The organism is Achromobacter sp. NPDC008082, assembly GCF_042957345.1.
Lineage (GTDB): Bacteria > Pseudomonadota > Gammaproteobacteria > Burkholderiales > Burkholderiaceae_B > Achromobacter > Achromobacter kerstersii_A.
Map to the genome: position 1 here is coordinate 1,235,560 of NZ_JBIBIB010000001.1, position 16,891 is coordinate 1,252,450.

Consider the following 16,891-nt stretch of genomic DNA (forward strand, 5'->3'; position numbering starts at 1 on the left):
TGAGCGTAGACGTTGCCCGCTGACGTCAGCTTGTCACAGGCCGGGCCCAAGATGGCAGACGCCGGCGGTTCGCCGGTGTCCAAGGAGGGCGTATGTACAAAGGCGAACGCTTCAACGGCGCCACGCATCTGGCGGGGCTGGCCATGGCCGTGGCCGCATCCAGCGTGCTCATTGCCCGGGCCGCCGAACTGAACGTCGACACGCGCCAGATCCTCTCGTGCGTGGTATTCGCGGCGTCGATGATTGCCGTGTATGCCTCGTCAGTGCTCTATCACTGCACGCGCGGCCCGAACAAGGCGCGCTGGGCCAAGGCCGACCACTGCGCCATCTACCTGTTGATTGCCGGCACGTATACGCCGCTGGCGTTCGGCCCGGTGCAGTACGCCTGGGGCGCGGCCATGGGCGCGGCGATCTGGGTGCTGGCCGCCATCGGCATCAGCCGCGAACTGTGGTGGGCGCGCGGCGCGGCGCCCGCCTTGCCGCTGTATCTGGCGATGGGCTGGCTGGGCGTGATGTTCGCCGCGCCGATTGCGGGCGCCTTGTCCTCGGCCGGGTTGGCCTGGCTGCTTGCGGGCGCGGTGGCCTACACCGTGGGCACGCTGTTCTATGTCAATGACAAACGCTGGCGCCATGCCCACGGCATCTGGCATTTGTTCGTGATGGGCGGATCAGCCTGCCATTTCGTGACGGTGTTCGGGTTTTTGCGCTACGGCTCGGCGGCTTGACGCCGGGTACGCCTGCTTAGCGCCAGCTGGCCAGGGGCAGCATGCCGCCGCGGTCTTTCACTTTCCGCATGACGATATGCGAGCACAGGTCGCGCACGCCTGCGATCTTGCTGAGCTTGTCTTCGACGAACTGCGAAAACGCCGATAAATTGCGTGTGCGCACGGTCAGGATGTAGTTCGACGCGCCGGTCACGATGCTGGCCTCGGTGATTTCGTCATGCGCGGCAATGCCGGCCAGAAACGCTTCGTGCCACCCCGGGCGCGACTGGTCCAGCGATACATGCACGATGGCCTCAAGCTCAAAGCCCAGCTTGTCGGCGTCCAGCACCGCCCGGTAGTGTCGAATGAACCCCGCTTCCTCCAGCGCCCGCACGCGGCGCAGGCAGGCCGAAGGCGACAGCGCCACCTGTTCGGCCAGATCCTGATTGCTGAGCTGCCCGTTTTCCTGCAAGCGGTACAGGATGCGCTGGTCGATCGCGTCTAAAAGCATGGAGCAATCCAATTCGAAAAATTTGTTGTTGAAGCAATTTACTGCGAAAACTTAGGGTAAGCCACGCCCGGGTTTGCAATTTCCAGGCCTGACCGCGCTGCTATCCTGTTTGTTGAATTTTGCCCCGAAGGAGCATTGCATGACTACCCGCGAAGATTGCGTCGCCGCCGACCGCAACGACCCCCTGGCCCCCCTGAAAGACCGCTTCGAGCTCCCGCCCGGCGTGCTCTACATGGATGGCAATTCCCTGGGCGTCATGCCGAAGACCGCGGCTGCCTGCGCGGCCGGCGTCATCAAGAATGAATGGGGCACCGGCCTGATCCGCAGCTGGAACACGGCTGGCTGGTTTGAACTGCCTGCCCGCCTGGGCGACAAGCTGGGCGCGCTGCTGGGTGCGCGCGAAGGCGAAATGGTGGTCACCGACACCACCTCGCTGAACATCTTCAAGGCGCTGGCCGCCGGCTTGCGCATTCAGCAGAAGCAGCAGCCCGCGCGCCGCGTCATCCTGTCCGAGCGCGACAACTTCCCGACCGATCTCTACATGATCCAGGGCATGATCGACCTGCTTGAGCAGGGCTACGAGATGCGCCTGATCGACGACGACCTGCCGCTGGACAAGGCGCTGGACGAGTCGGTTGCCGTAATGCTGCTGTCGCACGTGAACTACCGCAGTGGCCAGATGCACGACATGGCCGCCGTGACCGCCCTGGCGCACGAGCGCGGCGCGCTCACCATCTGGGACCTGGCGCACGCGGCCGGCGCGGTGCCGGTGGATTTGAACGGCGCCAACGCCGACTTTGCCGTGGGCTGCACCTATAAGTATCTGAATGGCGGCCCGGGTTCGCCCGCTTTCATCTGGGTGGCGCCGCGTCACACCAAGGACTTCTGGCAGCCGCTGTCCGGCTGGTGGGGCCACACGCGCCCGTTCGACATGGCCGTGGCCTACGAACCGGCGGGCGGCATCCGCCGCTACCTGTGCGGCACGCAGCCCATCGTGTCCTTGTCGCTGGTTGAATGTGGCCTGGACGTCGCCCACGCCGCAGACATGTCGCAAGTGCGCAGCAAGTCGCTCGCCTTGGGCGACCTGTTCATCGCATTGGTCGAAGAACGTTGCGAAGGCCATCCGCTCACGCTCGTCACGCCGCGCAACCACGCCGAACGCGGCAGCCACGTCAGCTTCCGCCATCCCAATGGCTACGAGGTGATGCAGGCGCTGATCGCGCGCGGCGTCATCGGCGACTACCGCGAGCCCGAAGTCCTGCGCTTTGGCCTCACGCCGCTGTACTTCGGCTACGCCGACGTGTGGGACGCGGTGGACATCCTGAAAGACGTGCTGGATAGCCGCGCCTGGGACGCACCCGAATTCAAGCAACGGTCCGCCGTGACTTGAACGGCGCAGCGTTGCCTTATCGCGCAGGCCTATCGGCCACATATCTATAAATAAGAGAGCGCAGGACAAGGAGGAGACAATGCAAAAACAACAAGGATTCGGCAAGATCGCCGAACGTGAACAGGGCCTGAAGCGGCGCTTGACCTCGGGCCAGATGAGCATGATCGCCATTGGGGGCGCCATTGGCACGGGCCTTTTTCTGGGCAGCAAGTTCGCCATCGGCTTTGCCGGCCCCAGCGTGATCATCAGCTACGCCATCGGCGGGCTGATCACGCTGTTGCTGATGGGCTGCCTGGCCGAAATGACCGTGGCGCATTCCACCTCGGGGTCATTCGGCGCCTACGCCGAGCACTACATCGGCCCGCTGGCGGGCTTTCTGGTGCGCTACGCGTACTGGTCATGCGTGGTGCTGGCGGTAGGTACCGAAGTCACGGCGGTGGCCGAGTACATGCATTTCTGGTTTCCGGACGTGCCCGGCTGGCAATGGGTGTGCGTGTTTTCGGCGGCGCTGATTTTCATCAACGCCATGAGCGTCAAGGCGTTCGGCACCATCGAATACTGGTTCTCGACGATCAAGATCACCGCCATCGTGGCGTTCATCATCCTGGGCGCGTATGTGGTCTGGGGCAATCCGCAATATGGCGTTGCGCAGTACACGTCGCATGGCGGCTTCTTCCCCAATGGCCTGTGGGGCATGTGGATTGCGGTTGTGATTTCGATCTTCAGCTACCTGAGCGTAGAGATGATTGCGGTGGCCGCAGGCGAAGCCGAAGACCCCGAACGTGCGGTGAAGCAGGCGTTTCGCGCCACCATCGTCCGCTTGGTCGTCTTCTATCTGCTGACCCTGGCGCTGATTCTGGCGATTGTGCCGTGGAACGAAGCGGGCAAGGAAGGCAGCCCCTTCGTGAAGGTGATGCTGGCGCTGGAGATTCCGGGCGCGGCGGGCGTCATCAACTTCATCGTGCTGGTGGCGGCGCTGTCGGCCATGAACAGCCAGCTCTACATCACGACGCGCATGATGTTCAGCTTGTCGCGCGCGGGTCATGCGCCGTCGCTGTTTGGCCGCCTGACGCGCGCCGGCACGCCGTTGAACGCGCTGCTGCTGTCCACCAGCGGCATTGCGATTGCCGTGGTGCTGAAGGTGCTGTATCCCGACACGGCGTTCACGCTGATGATGGCCATCTCGATGTTCGGCGCGCTGTTCACGTGGATGATGATCTTCATCACCCACTACTTCTTCCGCCGCCGCTGGGCGCGAGAAGGCGGCGCGGCGCTGTCCTTCAGGATGCCCGGCTTTCCGGTGCTGACCTTGTTGGGCGCGGTGGCCATGCTGGCGATTCTGGTCACCACCTACTTCACCAACGTGTTCAAGATGACGCTGGTGTTTGGCGTGCCGTTCCTGCTGATTCTGGCCGCGCTGTATTTCTTGCTGTTCAAGAAGCGCGGGGAGTCCGTGGTGTTGCAGACGCGCAGTCAGCGGGGCTGACGGCGGGGTCCACAGCACAACGCGCGGGCCGGTGCCGGGGCTGGGGCCGGGGCCGGGGCCGGAGCCTTACCGCCCCGGCCCGCTTGTGCTTTGCCGGATGGCTGCCAGCATCGCGCGGGCGCGTGCCGGCAGCGAGCGGGACCCGTACACGGCATGCATCTGCGGCGCGTCGCCTTGCGCGGACGTCACCGTGTACGCCGGGCACACGCGCACCAGCGCGCCGCGGTCAATCTCCGGTTGCGCCGCCCAATCCGCCAGCCGCGCAATGCCCATGCCTTGCAGCACCATCGCCATCACGCCGCTGCCGCTGCTGGCGCGCACGGCAGGTTCGGCATGCAGGCGGACGATGCGCTTGTCTTGCCGCAAATACCAGTCTTTCAGCACGCGCGGCCCGGTATGCATGACCAGACGATGCGCCTTCAGGTCTTCGGGTTCACGCGGCAAGCCCATGCGTTGCACGTAATCGGGGCTGGCGCACAGCAGGCGTTGATACGGAAACAGCCGCGCACCCAGCAGCTCGCTGGACGCCGGAAAGCCGCCGCGTATGGCAAAGTCCAGGCCTTCGGCGATGGGGTCGACCCCCTTGTCGGTGTAGAGGATATCCAGGCTGACATCGGGGTGCGCGTCCGCATAGCGGCGTAGCACGGCGGGCAGCAGGGCCACGCCCAGCAGATCGGGCGCAGAAAAGCGCAGCCGGCCTTGCACGCCGCCTTGCGCATCCTGCAATTCATCGCGCGCCTGCGCCTCCAGGCGCAGCAGCTCACGCGCAGACTGAAAATAGCTTTCGCCTTGCGGGGTCAGCACCACGCTGCTCTTGCTGCGCAACAGCAGCTGTGCGCCCACCTGGCGCTCCAGCGATTGCACCGCGCGGGTCACCGCGCTGGGGGATGCGCCCAACGCGCGCGCCGCGACGACAAAGCTCTGGCGTTCGGCTACGGCGCAAAACACCTGGTATTCCCATAGCGCGCCTCGTTCCATACGGGGTCTCCTTCGCGTTTTCCGTTGCGTTTTTTGTTGGGTGTTTCGTTGCGCGTTTCGCTGCGTTTGTCGTTGCGCGTTTCGTTGCGTTTATCGCAACATGATATTGCAACGCCGATGCGGCCGTTCACCCTAGACTGGCGCTTTCGTGTCTCTCTTTGTCTTCATCATGTCTCAGCCTTGCTACGTTGACCCGCTGACTGGCGGCCACTATCCCATCACCGATGCGCGCTGGTGTTCCGACGCGCAAACGCCGTTGATGGTGTCGCCGTTGCCGGGAATTTCGCGCGATGACATCGACACGCGCGACCGTTCCATCTGGCGATATCGCGCGGCCTTGCCGGCCGATATCGCGCAGCCCGTGTCGATGGGGGAAGGCGGCACGCCGATGGTCGAGCGCGACTGGGGCGGCCTGCGGCCCCATTTCAAGCTGGAATGGTTCAACCCGACGTGCAGCTTCAAGGACCGAGGCGCGGCGGTGATGCTGTCGTGGTTGCGGCAGATTGGCATCCGCGCCGTGGCGGAAGACAGCTCGGGCAACGGCGGGGCCGCCATCGCGGCCTTTGGCGCGGCGGCGGGCATGGGCGTCACCATTTTTGCGCCGGCGTATACGTCGCAGGCGAAGGTGGCGCAGATACGCGCGTTCGGGGCCGACGTGCGCCTGATCGACGGCCCGCGCGAAAACTCGCAGACCGAAGCCATCCGCGCGTCGCAAGATATCTTCTACGCCAGCCACAATTGGCAGCCATTTTTCCTGCAAGGCACCAAGTCCATCGCCTACGAAATGTGGGAAGACTTTGGCTTTGCGGCGCCTGACAACGTGGTCATTCCCGCGGGCGCGGGCAGCAATGTGCTGGGCTGCGCCATCGGGTTCGCCGAGCTGCTGGCGGCCGGACAAATCCGCCGCCTGCCCAAGCTGTTCGTGGCGCAGCCGCTGAATTGCTCGCCGGTGGACGCCAGCTTTCACGCGGGCGTAGACGGCGCCGCGCCGCGCGAGGTCTTGCCGACAGTGGCCGAAGGCACGGCCATCAAGCATCCCGTGCGCTTGCGCGAGGTATTGCAGGCGGTGCGGGCCAGTGGCGGCCAGACGGTGGCGGTGCCGGAAGCCGACATCGTGGCCGCCGTGAAAAAGCTGGCGCTCTCGGGCCTGTACGCAGAACCCACCAGCGCCACGGCGGCCGCCGCCCTGGACGTGTTGCAAGCACGCGGTGCCATCCAAGCCGGCGAACGCACAGTGGTGCTGCTGACGGGCACCGGCATCAAGTCCACGCAGTTCATGACGGACTTGTTTTCAGCAGCGGCCTGATCAAACACGCGGGCTTGTCCGCCATGGGACAAGCCCGCGTTGGCGCTATGCCGCGAACTCGCTATGCAGCGTACCCGTCACGCGGCGTACCCGTTACGCAGCGTACCCGTCACGCAGCGTACCCGTCACGCAGCGTAGGCGGCCGCGGCGCGTTCGTTGGGTTCTGCGGGGGCGTTCGCCGGGGCGGGCGAGAACACACGCAGCCGATGCCCGTCCGGGTCCAACGCCACAAAGGTGCGGCCAAAATCCATATCGGTGGGCGCTTGCAGAATGGGCAGCCCGCGCAGGCTCCATTCCCGATGACGTTGGTTGACGGCGTCGGCGTCGGCAACCGAGAAGGCCAGCTCGGACGCGCCGCCGCGCCCGGCCGCGGCCGGCTCTACCGTGTAGCGCGACCACAAGCCCAGCTTCAAACCAGAGTCCAGCACAAAGAGGGCGAAGGTGGGGGAGTTTTCAACCGGCTGGCGTTGCAGCAACGCGCTGTAGAACGCTGCGCTGGCTTGGGGCTTTTCAACGTAAAAGAGAACGTAGTTGGATTCGAACATGATGCGCTCCTGGTGGGTAATGCGCTCATGGTAGGCAGGGGTACTGTCAGTTTTTGGCAGTAGTGTGTATCAGCATTTTTTGGGTTCTTGATTGATCGCGCGCCACTCTTTCAACAACTGGTGGCGGCGGCGCGGATACCGTTCGCTGGCGGCCAGGGACGCGATGCGGTCGGTGCGGAAGTGGCGGAAGTCGCCGCGCAGTTCGCACCACGCCATCACGATGCGCACGCTATCGAAAAACCCCAACGCAAACGGCCAGATCACGCGCGCGGATTCGGCGCCCTTGTCATCGCGGTAATTGATTTGAAGCTTGAGCTCCGAGCGTATCGCCTGGCGAATCAGCGCCACGTCGACCCGGTCGATGACCGCATAGGGGCTTGGGGCCACCAGTAAGGGAATGGCGTCCAGCTCATCGCGCAGCTCTTGCGGCAGCACCGCGCCTATCTTCGCCAGCGCATTGCTCGCCGCCATCCCCAGCCGCTCGTCCGTGCGGCCCGCCACCCATCGCGTGCCCAGCACCAGCGCTTCGATCTCTTCGGTGCTGAACATCAGCGGCGGCAGCATGAAACCGGGCCGCAGCACATAGCCCACGCCCGGTTCGCCTTCGATTTCAGCGCCCTGGCATTGCAGCGTGGCGATGTCGCGATACAGCGTGCGCAAGCTGATCCCCATTTCCGTCGCCAGCCGCTGGCCGCTGACGGGCAGGCGGTGGCGGCGCAAGGTCTGGAGCAAGTCCAGGAGACGTTCGGTGCGGGACATGGGGCGGGCAGTAACGGGCGAGGAATCGGTGCAATGCTGCCACGAAATGGCAGTGATGGGGAAGCGCTCCCCGATAGCCCGTCTGCCCATGCGATTCAGCCCGCCGGCAGTTCCGTCTGCCCGCGCGATTCAGCCCGCCGGCAGCGCCATCAGCCAGTCATGCACCCGGGCGGCAAGCTGTAGGCTGTTGCGGTCCATCATCAGCATGTGCGAATTGCCGGTGATGCCCTCATCCGGCAGCGACAGCACGGTGACGCAGGCGTAGCGTTGCGCAAATTCCTGCACGCGCTCCCGCATGCGCGGCCAGCGCGGGTCGGTGTCCATGTTGTCGCCCATCAGGATCAGGGTCGGCGTGCGGTAGTCGGCGTCGGGCGCCAACAGCGGAATGCTGGCGGGTTCCAGCGCCACCACCGCGCGCACCTGATCCGGCCGGGCGAGCCCCGCGCGGATGCCGAACACGCCAGACTGCGAATGGCACACGACGATCATCGGCCCCACCCGGTCCAGCAACGCAAGATACCCGCGCAAGATGGCGTCGTCGGTGTGGACCCAGCGCGGCACCATCTGGGCGGCCAGCTGGTCGAACGCGTCGACCGGGAATTGCGTGTTCGGATAGGCGCTGCCCGGCCCGGGGCGCGTGCCGGGCTGGCCGATGCGAAAGCGCGTGTAGCAGTCTTCGCGCGCCTGCACGATGGGCGCGGCCGGCCAGATTTCCGGCACCAGCGCATAGCCCGACCGGCCGCGTTCGACGGCATCACACAGATACGCATCCCAGCCGCGCCGCAAAAAAAAGTTGAGCCAGCCTTCGCGCCCGTCGGGCGTGGTTTCCCAGGCTGCGCCCGTCATGCCACCGCCATGCCAGAACGCCAGCGGCGGGCGGCCGCTGGCCGGGTCCGACAGGAAGTACTGCGCGTACATCTGCTCAACGCGATAGGTGCCGTTGGGGTCCAGCGCAACGGGTTGGCCGCCCTCGGCCATGACGACCTGGCGCGTCGGCAGCCCCGACAGCCGCACATCGTGGCCGCCCACATGAAACGAACCCATGTCGCGCAGCCGGATGGCGGCCGGGGCCGCTGCAAGCGCTGCCGCCATCATTCCGCCTTGATGTGGTTGGCCTGGATCACGTCTTTCCAGCGCGCGGTTTCGGTGGTGACGAAATCGCTCAGCGCCTGGCGCGTTCCCGCCGCGGTTTCCACGCCCAGCTCGCGCATTTTCGCGGCCACCTCGGGGGCGGCGAGCGCCTCGGTAAAGGCGTCATGCAGCGCCGCCAGCGTGGCGTCCGGCGTGCGGGCCGGGGCCATGACGCCGAACCAGGGCGTGATCAGAAAATCCGGCACGCCGCTTTCCGCAAACGTCGGCACGTCCGGGATGGCGGGCGCGCGTTTGCTGCTGGCCACCGCCAGTGCGCGCAGCTTGCCCGCGCGGATGTTCGCAAGCGATGCAGGCAGGTTGTCGAAATACATGTCGACCTGGCCGCCCAAGAGGTCGGCGGCCACTTGCCCCGCGCCCTTGTACGGAATGTGCGCGACGTCAATGCCGGCGCGCTGCTTGAGCAGTTCAGTCGCCAGGTGAGCAGACCCGCCAACACCCGACGACGCCGAGTTCAACGCGCCCGGGTTGGCCCGCGCATAGGCCAGCAATTCGGGCAGGGTCTTGGCGGGCACCTTCGGGTTCACGACCAGCACGCTGGGCACCGTGCCCACCATGGCGACCGGGGCAAAATCCTTCACGATGTCGTACGGAGGCGGCTGGTACAGTGACGGCGCGACCGTGCAGCCGAACGCGCACATCAGCAGCGTGTAGCCATCGGGCGCGGCGCGCGCCACGGCCTGCGCGCCGATGTTGCCGCCTGCGCCGGCGCGATTCTCGACGATAAGCGGCTGGCCCAGGCGCTTGCCCAGGTTTTCGCTCAGGATGCGCGCCAGGATGTCGGGCGTGCCGCCGGCGGGGAAAGGCACGACGAGCGTGATGGGGCGGGTGGGAAAATCAGCGGCCGCGGCGGGCGGGGCGGCGGCCAGCATCAGGACGGCGGTCAATGCCGCGGCGGTCGATACCGCGGCGGTCGCCAGCTTGGCGATCAGGCGTAAGGGGCCCATGGCGGGTGTCTCTCCAGAGTGTCGGTGTCGGGTGCGAAACGCCCGATCTGCCGGCGACTGTAGCCAAGCCGGGCCGCGCTGCCCAATGCCGGGCGCGCAAACTGGCTATATCGAAACTGCTATAGCCCTTTCAACGCATGCGTTTGACGCATAGCATAGGCGCCATGAGCGAATCCCAACCCTTGCCCTATCTGCGCCGGCTGGACATGAACCTGCTGCTGACGTTTGACGTGCTGATGCGCACGCGCAGCGCCACGGCCAGTTCCGCCCTGCTGCACAAGACGCAACCCGCCATCAGCCGCGACCTGGCCCGCTTGCGCCGGCGGCTGGAAGACCCGCTGCTGGTTGTCGTCAAAGGCCGCTTCATTCCCACCGAGCGCGCGCTGGAGCTGCACGCCGCCGTGCACGATGCGCTGGCGCAGCTGGAAGCCGCGTTGCGTCCGCCTGAAGCGTTTGATCCGGCGCGCGCCAGTGGCGTCGTCAATATCGGCACGGGCGCGCACAGCGAAATCCTGCTTGCCGCGCCGTTGCTGGAACGGCTGCATCGGCTGGCGCCCGGCATCACGCTGCGCTTTCAGTCCGTGCATGGCGATTTTGTGCCAGACGATCTGGACGCCGAACGGCTGGACATCGCTATCGGTTTGTTCGGCAAAGTGCCCGCGCGTTTTCATCGCGATACCTTGCTGCGCGACCGCCGCGTATGCGTGGTGTCGGCACGGCATCCGTGGGCGGGGCGCAAGGCGTTGACGCTGGCGGATCTGTCCGCCATCAAGTGGTTTGCATTCGCGCAGATGTACGGACGCGAAACCAACTTCGATCGGGCGTTGAAACCGGACGCGGCCCGGCCTGACGCGGCCCGACCGAACGTGGCCCGGCCTGACGCGGCCCGACTGGAGTTCTCCGCGTATCTGTCGGGCTTCGGCATTACGCCGTATGTGCTGCTGGATACCGACTACGCCACCACCATGCCGGCCCGCGTGGCGCAGGCGCACAGCCGGCACTTTCCGTTGGCGACGCTGGAGTTGCCGGCGCGGCTGCGCAACATTGAATTCGTGATGGTGTGGGCGCGCCGTCAGCACACGTCGCCGCTGCAAGCATGGCTGCGCGAGCAGATTCGGGATGTGCTGCAAGCGCCTGCGGGTGCGCCGGAAGCGTAGCCGGCGGGCGCGCCAACGCGTTCCACACAACGTGCAACGCCAGGCGCACCCACTGCATCGCAATCGGCTTAACCGCCGACCTTCTTGCCAGTCGCCACATCGATGGCCGAGCCGTCTTCCAGGCTGACGCGGTAGATCTCGCGCACCACGTTGCCGGCGAAACCGATTTCAACGATGGAGACGTCCTTGAAGGTGGTGTTGATGCCTTCAGGCAGCACGGCGTTGAACTTGTCGGACTCCTGCTTCATGGCGTCCTGCAAGCGGGTGTCGTACATCGCCATGCTGTAGACCAGCGTGGTGTGCGGGTTGTGGGCGCGCACCTCTTTGCCGTCCTGCATGATGTTCACGCCGCTGACACCCATCGTCTTGACCAGGTCCTTGCCCGCGTCGCTCATCTTGGCGTAGACGGGGCCGGTCACGCGCGGCAGGGGGCCGTCGCGCAAGGGCGCCAGCGCCGCGGTGGTCACGGTGTTGTAGCGCATCATGTCTTCAAAACCCTGGCCGCTTTTGACGACGCCCAGGTCCAGCCACCACGGGTGGCCCGCGCCCTTGGCGGCTTCGGTCGGGTAGAAGGTTTTCAGCGTCACCTGCAACGGGGCGGGCGGCTTGGGCAGCGCCTTCAGCATGCGGGCGGGCGTTTCCGGGTCAGCGCTGTGCAGGTGCATCACGGTCACGTGGGGCATGTTGGGCGTTTCGGCCTCGGTCTTCAAGCCCAGCGCCAGCAGGTCTTGCTTGAGCGTGCCGTTGATCTTGGCGTCCAGCACGGCGTTGACGTCTTGCGGCAGGCGGTAGACCACGCCATAGGTCGCCTTGTGGGCGCGGAACTCGGGTTTTTCCAGGGCGCTGTTGTCGATGGGCGCGGCCGCGTGGGCGGCGAACGAGGTGGCGAACAGGCCGAGGGCGGCCAGATGCAATGCACGTTTGATCATGGGGAATCCCTTATCGTTGTTGACGTGACCCGCGAGAGTCATCCGCAGTGTGGGGGCCGCGGATGTACGGGGTATTGCACCAGTCAAAAGATTTCCGATACCAGCCGCCACTTGGCCGATAGCTGGCCGGCGCGGCTGGTATCCGGCTAGGCCAGGAAGGCAATCGCCACGACGGCGATACCCAGAATCAAATTCACGCCCACCCAGCGGCGGATGCCGGCCATGGCCTGGCCGCCTTTGGGCCAATCAGACGCGGCCACCGCGGCGGCCAGACGCTTGTACAGCGCAAAGCGGATGTGGCCGAAGATCACCATCATCACGATGCCGCCACCGGCCATCAGCGTCCAGCTGCGCGGCATGAAGAACGTGCCGCCCGTTTGCACGGCCTGGCTGCCCGCCTGTCCGATCATCGACATGCCCGTCAGCAGGATCAGCACAATGGCCACCAGCACGGCGTTCAGGAACGGGCCCAGCACGGAGGCCATCAGCTTCAGGCGCACGGGCGGTTCCAGCTTCGCGGCCGCCGGCCGCAGGAAACAGTGCGCGAACAGCATGCCGCCAACCCACAGGATCACGGCGATCACGTGGATGAATTTCAAGACGCTATAGAACATGGCGAGGTCCGGGTAGTGAATGGCCGCGGATTGCGGCCGGTCTGTCCCCATGATATCGCCGCAAAACTATCCCGCGCGGACTTGACCAGAAACCGGGTTTTGCATTTAGAATGAGATTGATTGCTATTTGTATTTTTGCGTTCCGGGAGCCTGTCGTGTCTAACCCTGTGCTCGCTTCAGGCGACACCGTGCAACGTTTGTACCGCAGCCACCATGGGTGGCTTCATAACTGGTTGCGCGCCAAACTTGGCAACACCTTTGACGCGGCGGACCTGGCCCAGGACACGTTCGTCCGGGTGCTGCGCCATCGCCACGAGCTGGACGCGCTGCGTGAACCGCGCGCCTATCTGACAACCATCGCCAAGCGGCTGTTGATGAATCATCATCGCCGCCGTTCGGTGGAAACCGCGTATCTGGAAGCGCTGGCGTTGATCCCTGAAGCGGTCGCGCCGTCGGCCGAGCAGCGGCTGATCATCCTGGAAACCTTGCAAGAGATCGACGAAATGCTGGCGGGCTTGAGCTTGCCCGCGCGTCAGGCGTTTCTGATGGCGCAGCTGGAAGGCTTGAGCCATGGCGAAATCGCGCAGCGGCTGAACGTGTCGCTGCGTTCGGTGCACCGCTACATCGCCCGGGGGTTCGAGCAATGCATCATGGCGGTGACATGAGCACGCAGTCGGGCGAACTGCCCGCCGTTGAACGCAATGTGGCGCGCGAGGCCGCGCGTTGGTTATTGCGGCTGAGTTCGGGCCGCGCAACCGATGCCGACGTGCACGCTTGCGATCAATGGCGCGCCAGCAAGGCCGAGCACGAAACCGCCTGGCAGCGCGCGCAACGCGTGAATGAACGCTTTGGCCTGATCCCCCCGGCGCTGGGCATGGCGACGCTGAACCGGCCTGAGCTGACGCAGCGCCGCGCGGCCTTGAAGGCGTTGGTGGCGCTGGTAGTGGCAGGCCCCGTGGGCTGGGCCGCGTGGCGCGCGGACCCGTTGAATTGGACGGCCGACTATCGCAGCGCGGCGGGCGAGCGGCGCGACGTGATGCTGGCCGACGGGTCATCGCTGCACTTGAATACCGCCAGCGCGGTGGACGTGGCGTTTGACGCCACGACGCGGCAGGTGCGCCTGCGCGCGGGCGAGATCGCCGTGCACGCGGTGGCCGATGCGTCGCGGCATCCGCGGCCCTTTGTCGTGCGCACCAGCCTGGGCGACATCGAAGCCCCGCCATCGCGCTTCTGCGTCCGGCAAATCGGTGGGCAATGCCAGGTCAGCGTCCAAGAAGGGCAGGTTCGCATCGCAAGTGGCGCGCACCCTGGGCGTGTGCTGAGCCTGTCGGCGGGCGAGCAGGGCAGTTTGACCGAGGCCGGGGTATCGGACGCGGCGCCGGCAGACCCGCACGCCAGCGACTGGACGCGCGGCGTGCTCTACGCCAATCAACTGCGCCTGGATGCGTTTGCGTCCGAGCTGGGGCGCTATCGCCCGGGCGTCCTGCGCTGCGACCCCGAGATCGCGCATCTGCGTATCTCGGGCGCGTTCCAACTGAGCGATACCGACGCGGTGCTGGCGGCCTTGCCCGCCACCTTGCCGGTGCAAGTGCGTTACCGCACGCCGTACTGGGTCACCATCGGGCCGCGCGCGTCAGCGGCATGATTTTTTCGCCGTTACAAAATACTTGCGCGGGTGCTGTCCGATTCGCGAATCACGAGGGTCATGGTCTGTATAGGCAAACGAATGCCGATACCCGTTGGATCGAAAGGACGACCATGGCTTATCTCCCCGCCGGCCGCGCAAGCGGCTCCCCAACCGGCTCCCCAACCCCCTGCGACGCGCCGCCCCGCTTGACCCGCCTGAGCGGCGCGGTGCATGCCGCGCTGGCGCTTGCCGCCGTCTCCGCCGCGATGCTGCCGCTTGCGGCGGCGCAGGCGCAGGCTTCGCAGACCGCGCAATCCGTCAGCCAGGGCGCGGCGCGCAGCTATCGCATTCCGGCCGGCACGCTGGCCGAGGCGCTGCCGCGCTTTGCCGACAGCGCGGGCGTGACGATTCTGTTCGACGCCCGGCTGGTCGGCCAGCGCCGCACGGCGGGGCTGGATGGCACCTACTCGGTGGGCGAGGGCTTTGCGCGCTTGCTCGATGGCAGCGGACTGGCGGTGCAGCAGCGCAGCGCGGGCGTGTTCGTCCTGCAAACCGCGCCGCAGCCGGGCGTGACGCAGCTGGCGCCGGTGAAGGTGGAAGGCGAGGGCGCGGTCGTGACGCCAGCCTGGGAAACCAGCACCGACCGCAAGCGCCTGGACGATCTGCAAATCCGCAGCTGGAGCGACCTGGGCAAGCGCGCCGAACCCGGCGTGAGCTTTAACCGGTCAAACAACAGCATCAACATCCGCGGCCTGGACCAAGACCGCGTGCTGACCCGCGTGGATGGCATCCGGCTGCCGTGGCTGGATGACGGCGCGCGCGGCGTGAAGGGCGGGCTGGAATCCGTGGACTTCAACAGCCTGTCGCGGCTGGACATCGTGCGCGGCGCGGATGCGACGGGCGGCGGCTCCGGCGCCATCTCGGGCATTGCCGACCTGTATACGCTGGACCCGTCCGACCTGCTGACCGACGGCAAGACGTTCGGCGCACTCGCCAAGACCGACTACGATTCCGCCGACGCCAGCTGGGGCGCGAACGCAGCGCTGGCGGGCCAGATCCACAGCAATACGTTCTGGCTGGTGCAAGCGGGCGTGCGCAACGGGCACGACCTGGACAACCGTGGCGACGTGGGCGGCTACGGCCCCAAACGCAGCCAGCCCAGCCCCGAAGACTACGACCAGCAAAGCTTCCTGTTGAAGTTGCAGCAGCGCGCCGACGGCGGCCACCGCTTTGGCCTGACGGGCGAATACTTCAAGCGCCGCGCCGACATCGACAACATGTACGAACAGGGGGCTGGCACGTCCTACCTGTACGGCGAAAACAGCACGAAGAAAGAAACCGAGCGCGAGCGCGTGTCCTTCGACTATTCGTACAAAGCGCCCACCGAAGGCGGCCTGATCGACACCGCCACCGCCGTCGTCTACTGGACGCGGCTGCGGCTGGACAACGCGCTGGATGGCGTGCGCAGCGTGGATTCGCGCGCAGGCATCATCCCGGGCGATCCGTTCCGCTACGGCTTCCCTAGCGGCCCGTATGGCCGCAGCAACTCCATCCAACAGACCTTGTTCGGCATGAATGGCGAGCTCACCAAGCGGCTGGGCAGCGCGTCCGTGTCGCAGTTGTGGACGGTGGGCGGCGAGTGGTACGGCAACAAGACCGAGCAGAACTCCACCGGCTACGACAACTGCCCCGCCATCCGCCCGGGTCTGCCCGCGCCCTTTGGCCCGCGCTCGTGCGACATGCTGCACACCAATCAGGCCGACGTGCCAGAGTCCAAGGGCAACCAGTGGGCGCTGTGGGTGCAAGACGAATTCAGTTTTGCCGACGGCCGCTACACGCTGACGCCGGCGCTGCGCTACGACCACTACGAGCAAAAACCGCAGTCCACCGCCAGCTACGACAGCAATCCCAACGCGGGCGCCTTGCCGCCGTCCAACAGCGGCAGCCGCTTCTCGCCCAAGCTGCTGGGTACGTGGAAGGCTGCGGAAGCGCTCAGCGTTTACGCCCAGTACGCCTACGGCTTCAAGGCCCCCAGCGCCAGCCAGCTCTACACCAACTACGGCGGCCCCGGCACGTATCTGCGCGTGGGCAATCCGTACCTGAAACCGGAAACCAGCAAGGGCTGGGAATTGGGCGCCAAGATCGGTTCCGACGACCTGGGCGGTGCAGTATCGTTCTTTGATAATCGTTATCAGAACTTTATCGATAGCAATCAACCGCTGGATGCCAATTCGCCGCAGTGGCAGCCCGGTTGGGCAGGGCAATATCCGTTGGGCATTACCGGCAACGTAAACCGCGCCAAGGTGCGCATCTACGGCGCTGAAGCCAGCGCACACTGGAAGTTTTCGCCGGGCTGGCGCACGTGGGGCTCGCTGGCCTGGGCCGTGGGCAAGGATGAAAACACGGGGCAATACCTGAATTCGGTGGCGCCGCTGAAAGCCGTGCTGGGCCTGGGTTACAGCCGCGATGTGTGGGGCGTGGACGCCATGCTGACCACCGCGCTCAAGCGTGACAAGGTCGAATACCCCGATGGCCCGCCGGCTGCCGCCAACGCCGACTTCCAGGCGCCGGGCTATGGTGTCGTGGATTTGATGGGCTATTGGCGCCCCGCCGCGGTGAAGGGGCTGCAAGTGCAGGCTGGCGTGTTCAACCTGTTCGACAAGAAATACTGGGAGGCCATCAACGTGCCGACCGCAGGTTCCATCGCGCTGCCGCGCACGGTGGATTGGTACACCGAGCCGGGGCGCAGCGTGCGCGTGTCGCTGACCTACCAGTATTGATCTCACGCC

The 16,891-nt window shown here is 65.8% G+C and carries 16 protein-coding genes; 8 read left to right on the forward strand and 8 right to left on the reverse strand.

Annotated features, from left to right (window positions below; genetic code table 11):
* The first annotated feature begins 92 nt into the window (after positions 1-92).
* Positions 93-725, forward strand: a complete 633-nt coding sequence (locus ACFZAI_RS05475; protein WP_391565953.1) for a hemolysin III family protein — start codon at positions 93-95, stop codon at positions 723-725.
* Between the two features lie 16 nt (positions 726-741).
* On the opposite strand, the gene ACFZAI_RS05480 is transcribed toward ACFZAI_RS05475, so the two are convergent.
* Entirely contained in the window at positions 742-1,215 is a 474-nt protein-coding gene (locus ACFZAI_RS05480; RefSeq protein WP_391565954.1) for an Lrp/AsnC family transcriptional regulator, read from the reverse strand.
* Between the two features lie 139 nt (positions 1,216-1,354).
* On the opposite strand from ACFZAI_RS05480, the gene kynU reads away from it, so the two are divergent.
* Together kynU and ACFZAI_RS05490 are read left to right on the forward strand one after the other, a co-directional pair.
* Entirely contained in the window at positions 1,355-2,605 is a 1,251-nt protein-coding gene (gene kynU, locus ACFZAI_RS05485) for a kynureninase (protein ID WP_391565956.1), read from the forward strand.
* A 79-nt stretch (positions 2,606-2,684) separates the two neighbouring features.
* Positions 2,685-4,091, forward strand: a complete 1,407-nt coding sequence (locus ACFZAI_RS05490; RefSeq protein ID WP_391565957.1) for an amino acid permease — start codon at positions 2,685-2,687, stop codon at positions 4,089-4,091.
* Positions 4,092-4,157: 66 nt separating this feature from the next.
* Here the strand turns inward: ACFZAI_RS05490 and ACFZAI_RS05495 are convergent, their stop codons facing one another.
* The gene (locus ACFZAI_RS05495; protein WP_391565958.1) at positions 4,158-5,069 is read right to left on the reverse strand and encodes a LysR substrate-binding domain-containing protein; all 912 of its coding nucleotides are present in this window, start codon (positions 5,067-5,069) and stop codon (positions 4,158-4,160) included.
* A gap of 169 nt (positions 5,070-5,238) precedes the next feature.
* Here ACFZAI_RS05495 and ACFZAI_RS05500 point away from each other — a divergent pair, with 169 nt between their 5' ends.
* Positions 5,239-6,375 (forward strand): pyridoxal-phosphate dependent enzyme, encoded by a 1,137-nt coding sequence (locus ACFZAI_RS05500; RefSeq protein WP_391566277.1) that lies wholly within the window; start codon positions 5,239-5,241, stop codon positions 6,373-6,375.
* 125 nt (positions 6,376-6,500) lie between these two features.
* On the opposite strand, the gene ACFZAI_RS05505 is transcribed toward ACFZAI_RS05500, so the two are convergent.
* The 4 genes from ACFZAI_RS05505 to ACFZAI_RS05520 form a co-directional block, all read right to left on the reverse strand.
* A complete protein-coding gene (locus ACFZAI_RS05505; protein WP_391565959.1) occupies positions 6,501-6,920 on the reverse strand; it encodes a VOC family protein in 420 nt (139 codons plus the stop codon).
* A gap of 69 nt (positions 6,921-6,989) precedes the next feature.
* Positions 6,990-7,679, reverse strand: a complete 690-nt coding sequence (locus ACFZAI_RS05510) for a helix-turn-helix transcriptional regulator (RefSeq protein WP_391565960.1) — start codon at positions 7,677-7,679, stop codon at positions 6,990-6,992.
* A gap of 129 nt (positions 7,680-7,808) precedes the next feature.
* Positions 7,809-8,771, reverse strand: coding sequence for a hypothetical protein (locus ACFZAI_RS05515; protein ID WP_391565961.1), 963 nt, complete (start codon positions 8,769-8,771; stop codon positions 7,809-7,811).
* Complete coding sequence (locus ACFZAI_RS05520; protein ID WP_391565963.1) at positions 8,771-9,775, reverse strand: tripartite tricarboxylate transporter substrate binding protein; 1,005 nt, start codon at positions 9,773-9,775, stop codon at positions 8,771-8,773. The genes ACFZAI_RS05515 and ACFZAI_RS05520 overlap by 1 nt, the downstream gene beginning before the upstream one ends.
* Before the next feature lie 164 nt (positions 9,776-9,939).
* Between ACFZAI_RS05520 and ACFZAI_RS05525 the strand changes: the two genes are divergently transcribed.
* Positions 9,940-10,932: a LysR substrate-binding domain-containing protein gene (locus ACFZAI_RS05525; RefSeq protein WP_391565964.1), complete on the forward strand. Its 993-nt coding sequence runs from the start codon at positions 9,940-9,942 to the stop codon at positions 10,930-10,932.
* A 68-nt stretch (positions 10,933-11,000) separates the two neighbouring features.
* Here the strand turns inward: ACFZAI_RS05525 and ACFZAI_RS05530 are convergent, their stop codons facing one another.
* Both ACFZAI_RS05530 and ACFZAI_RS05535 read right to left on the reverse strand, forming a co-directional pair.
* The gene (locus ACFZAI_RS05530; protein ID WP_175170072.1) at positions 11,001-11,861 is read right to left on the reverse strand and encodes a hypothetical protein; all 861 of its coding nucleotides are present in this window, start codon (positions 11,859-11,861) and stop codon (positions 11,001-11,003) included.
* Positions 11,862-12,007: 146 nt separating this feature from the next.
* On the reverse strand, positions 12,008-12,475 hold the full coding sequence (locus tag ACFZAI_RS05535; RefSeq protein WP_391566278.1) for a CopD family protein: 468 nt from the start codon (positions 12,473-12,475) through the stop codon (positions 12,008-12,010).
* Positions 12,476-12,630: 155 nt separating this feature from the next.
* Here ACFZAI_RS05535 and ACFZAI_RS05540 point away from each other — a divergent pair, with 155 nt between their 5' ends.
* The 3 genes from ACFZAI_RS05540 (at position 12,631) to ACFZAI_RS05550 (ending at position 16,882) form a co-directional block, all read left to right on the forward strand.
* Positions 12,631-13,140, forward strand: a complete 510-nt coding sequence (locus tag ACFZAI_RS05540) for a sigma-70 family RNA polymerase sigma factor (RefSeq protein WP_391565965.1) — start codon at positions 12,631-12,633, stop codon at positions 13,138-13,140.
* Complete coding sequence (locus ACFZAI_RS05545; protein ID WP_391565966.1) at positions 13,119-14,120, forward strand: FecR domain-containing protein; 1,002 nt, start codon at positions 13,119-13,121, stop codon at positions 14,118-14,120. The genes ACFZAI_RS05540 and ACFZAI_RS05545 overlap by 22 nt, the downstream gene beginning before the upstream one ends.
* A gap of 113 nt (positions 14,121-14,233) precedes the next feature.
* On the forward strand, positions 14,234-16,882 hold the full coding sequence (locus ACFZAI_RS05550; protein WP_391565967.1) for a TonB-dependent hemoglobin/transferrin/lactoferrin family receptor: 2,649 nt from the start codon (positions 14,234-14,236) through the stop codon (positions 16,880-16,882).
* Positions 16,883-16,891 lie beyond the last annotated feature (9 nt).

What these genes read in the sequence shown, in the direction of transcription:
- ACFZAI_RS05475 (WP_391565953.1), top strand. Translation starts at nt 93, where the DNA reads ATGTACAAAGGCGAACGCTTCAACGGCGCCACGCATCTGGCGGGGCTG.
- ACFZAI_RS05480 (WP_391565954.1), bottom strand. Translation starts at nt 1,215, where the DNA reads ATGCTTTTAGACGCGATCGACCAGCGCATCCTGTACCGCTTGCAGGAA.
- kynU (WP_391565956.1), top strand. Translation starts at nt 1,355, where the DNA reads ATGACTACCCGCGAAGATTGCGTCGCCGCCGACCGCAACGACCCCCTG.
- ACFZAI_RS05490 (WP_391565957.1), top strand. Translation starts at nt 2,685, where the DNA reads ATGCAAAAACAACAAGGATTCGGCAAGATCGCCGAACGTGAACAGGGC.
- ACFZAI_RS05495 (WP_391565958.1), bottom strand. Translation starts at nt 5,069, where the DNA reads ATGGAACGAGGCGCGCTATGGGAATACCAGGTGTTTTGCGCCGTAGCC.
- ACFZAI_RS05500 (WP_391566277.1), top strand. Translation starts at nt 5,239, where the DNA reads ATGTCTCAGCCTTGCTACGTTGACCCGCTGACTGGCGGCCACTATCCC.
- ACFZAI_RS05505 (WP_391565959.1), bottom strand. Translation starts at nt 6,920, where the DNA reads ATGTTCGAATCCAACTACGTTCTCTTTTACGTTGAAAAGCCCCAAGCC.
- ACFZAI_RS05510 (WP_391565960.1), bottom strand. Translation starts at nt 7,679, where the DNA reads ATGTCCCGCACCGAACGTCTCCTGGACTTGCTCCAGACCTTGCGCCGC.
- ACFZAI_RS05515 (WP_391565961.1), bottom strand. Translation starts at nt 8,771, where the DNA reads ATGGCGGCAGCGCTTGCAGCGGCCCCGGCCGCCATCCGGCTGCGCGAC.
- ACFZAI_RS05520 (WP_391565963.1), bottom strand. Translation starts at nt 9,775, where the DNA reads ATGGGCCCCTTACGCCTGATCGCCAAGCTGGCGACCGCCGCGGTATCG.
- ACFZAI_RS05525 (WP_391565964.1), top strand. Translation starts at nt 9,940, where the DNA reads ATGAGCGAATCCCAACCCTTGCCCTATCTGCGCCGGCTGGACATGAAC.
- ACFZAI_RS05530 (WP_175170072.1), bottom strand. Translation starts at nt 11,861, where the DNA reads ATGATCAAACGTGCATTGCATCTGGCCGCCCTCGGCCTGTTCGCCACC.
- ACFZAI_RS05535 (WP_391566278.1), bottom strand. Translation starts at nt 12,475, where the DNA reads ATGTTCTATAGCGTCTTGAAATTCATCCACGTGATCGCCGTGATCCTG.
- ACFZAI_RS05545 (WP_391565966.1), top strand. Translation starts at nt 13,119, where the DNA reads ATGCATCATGGCGGTGACATGAGCACGCAGTCGGGCGAACTGCCCGCC.
- ACFZAI_RS05550 (WP_391565967.1), top strand. Translation starts at nt 14,234, where the DNA reads ATGGCTTATCTCCCCGCCGGCCGCGCAAGCGGCTCCCCAACCGGCTCC.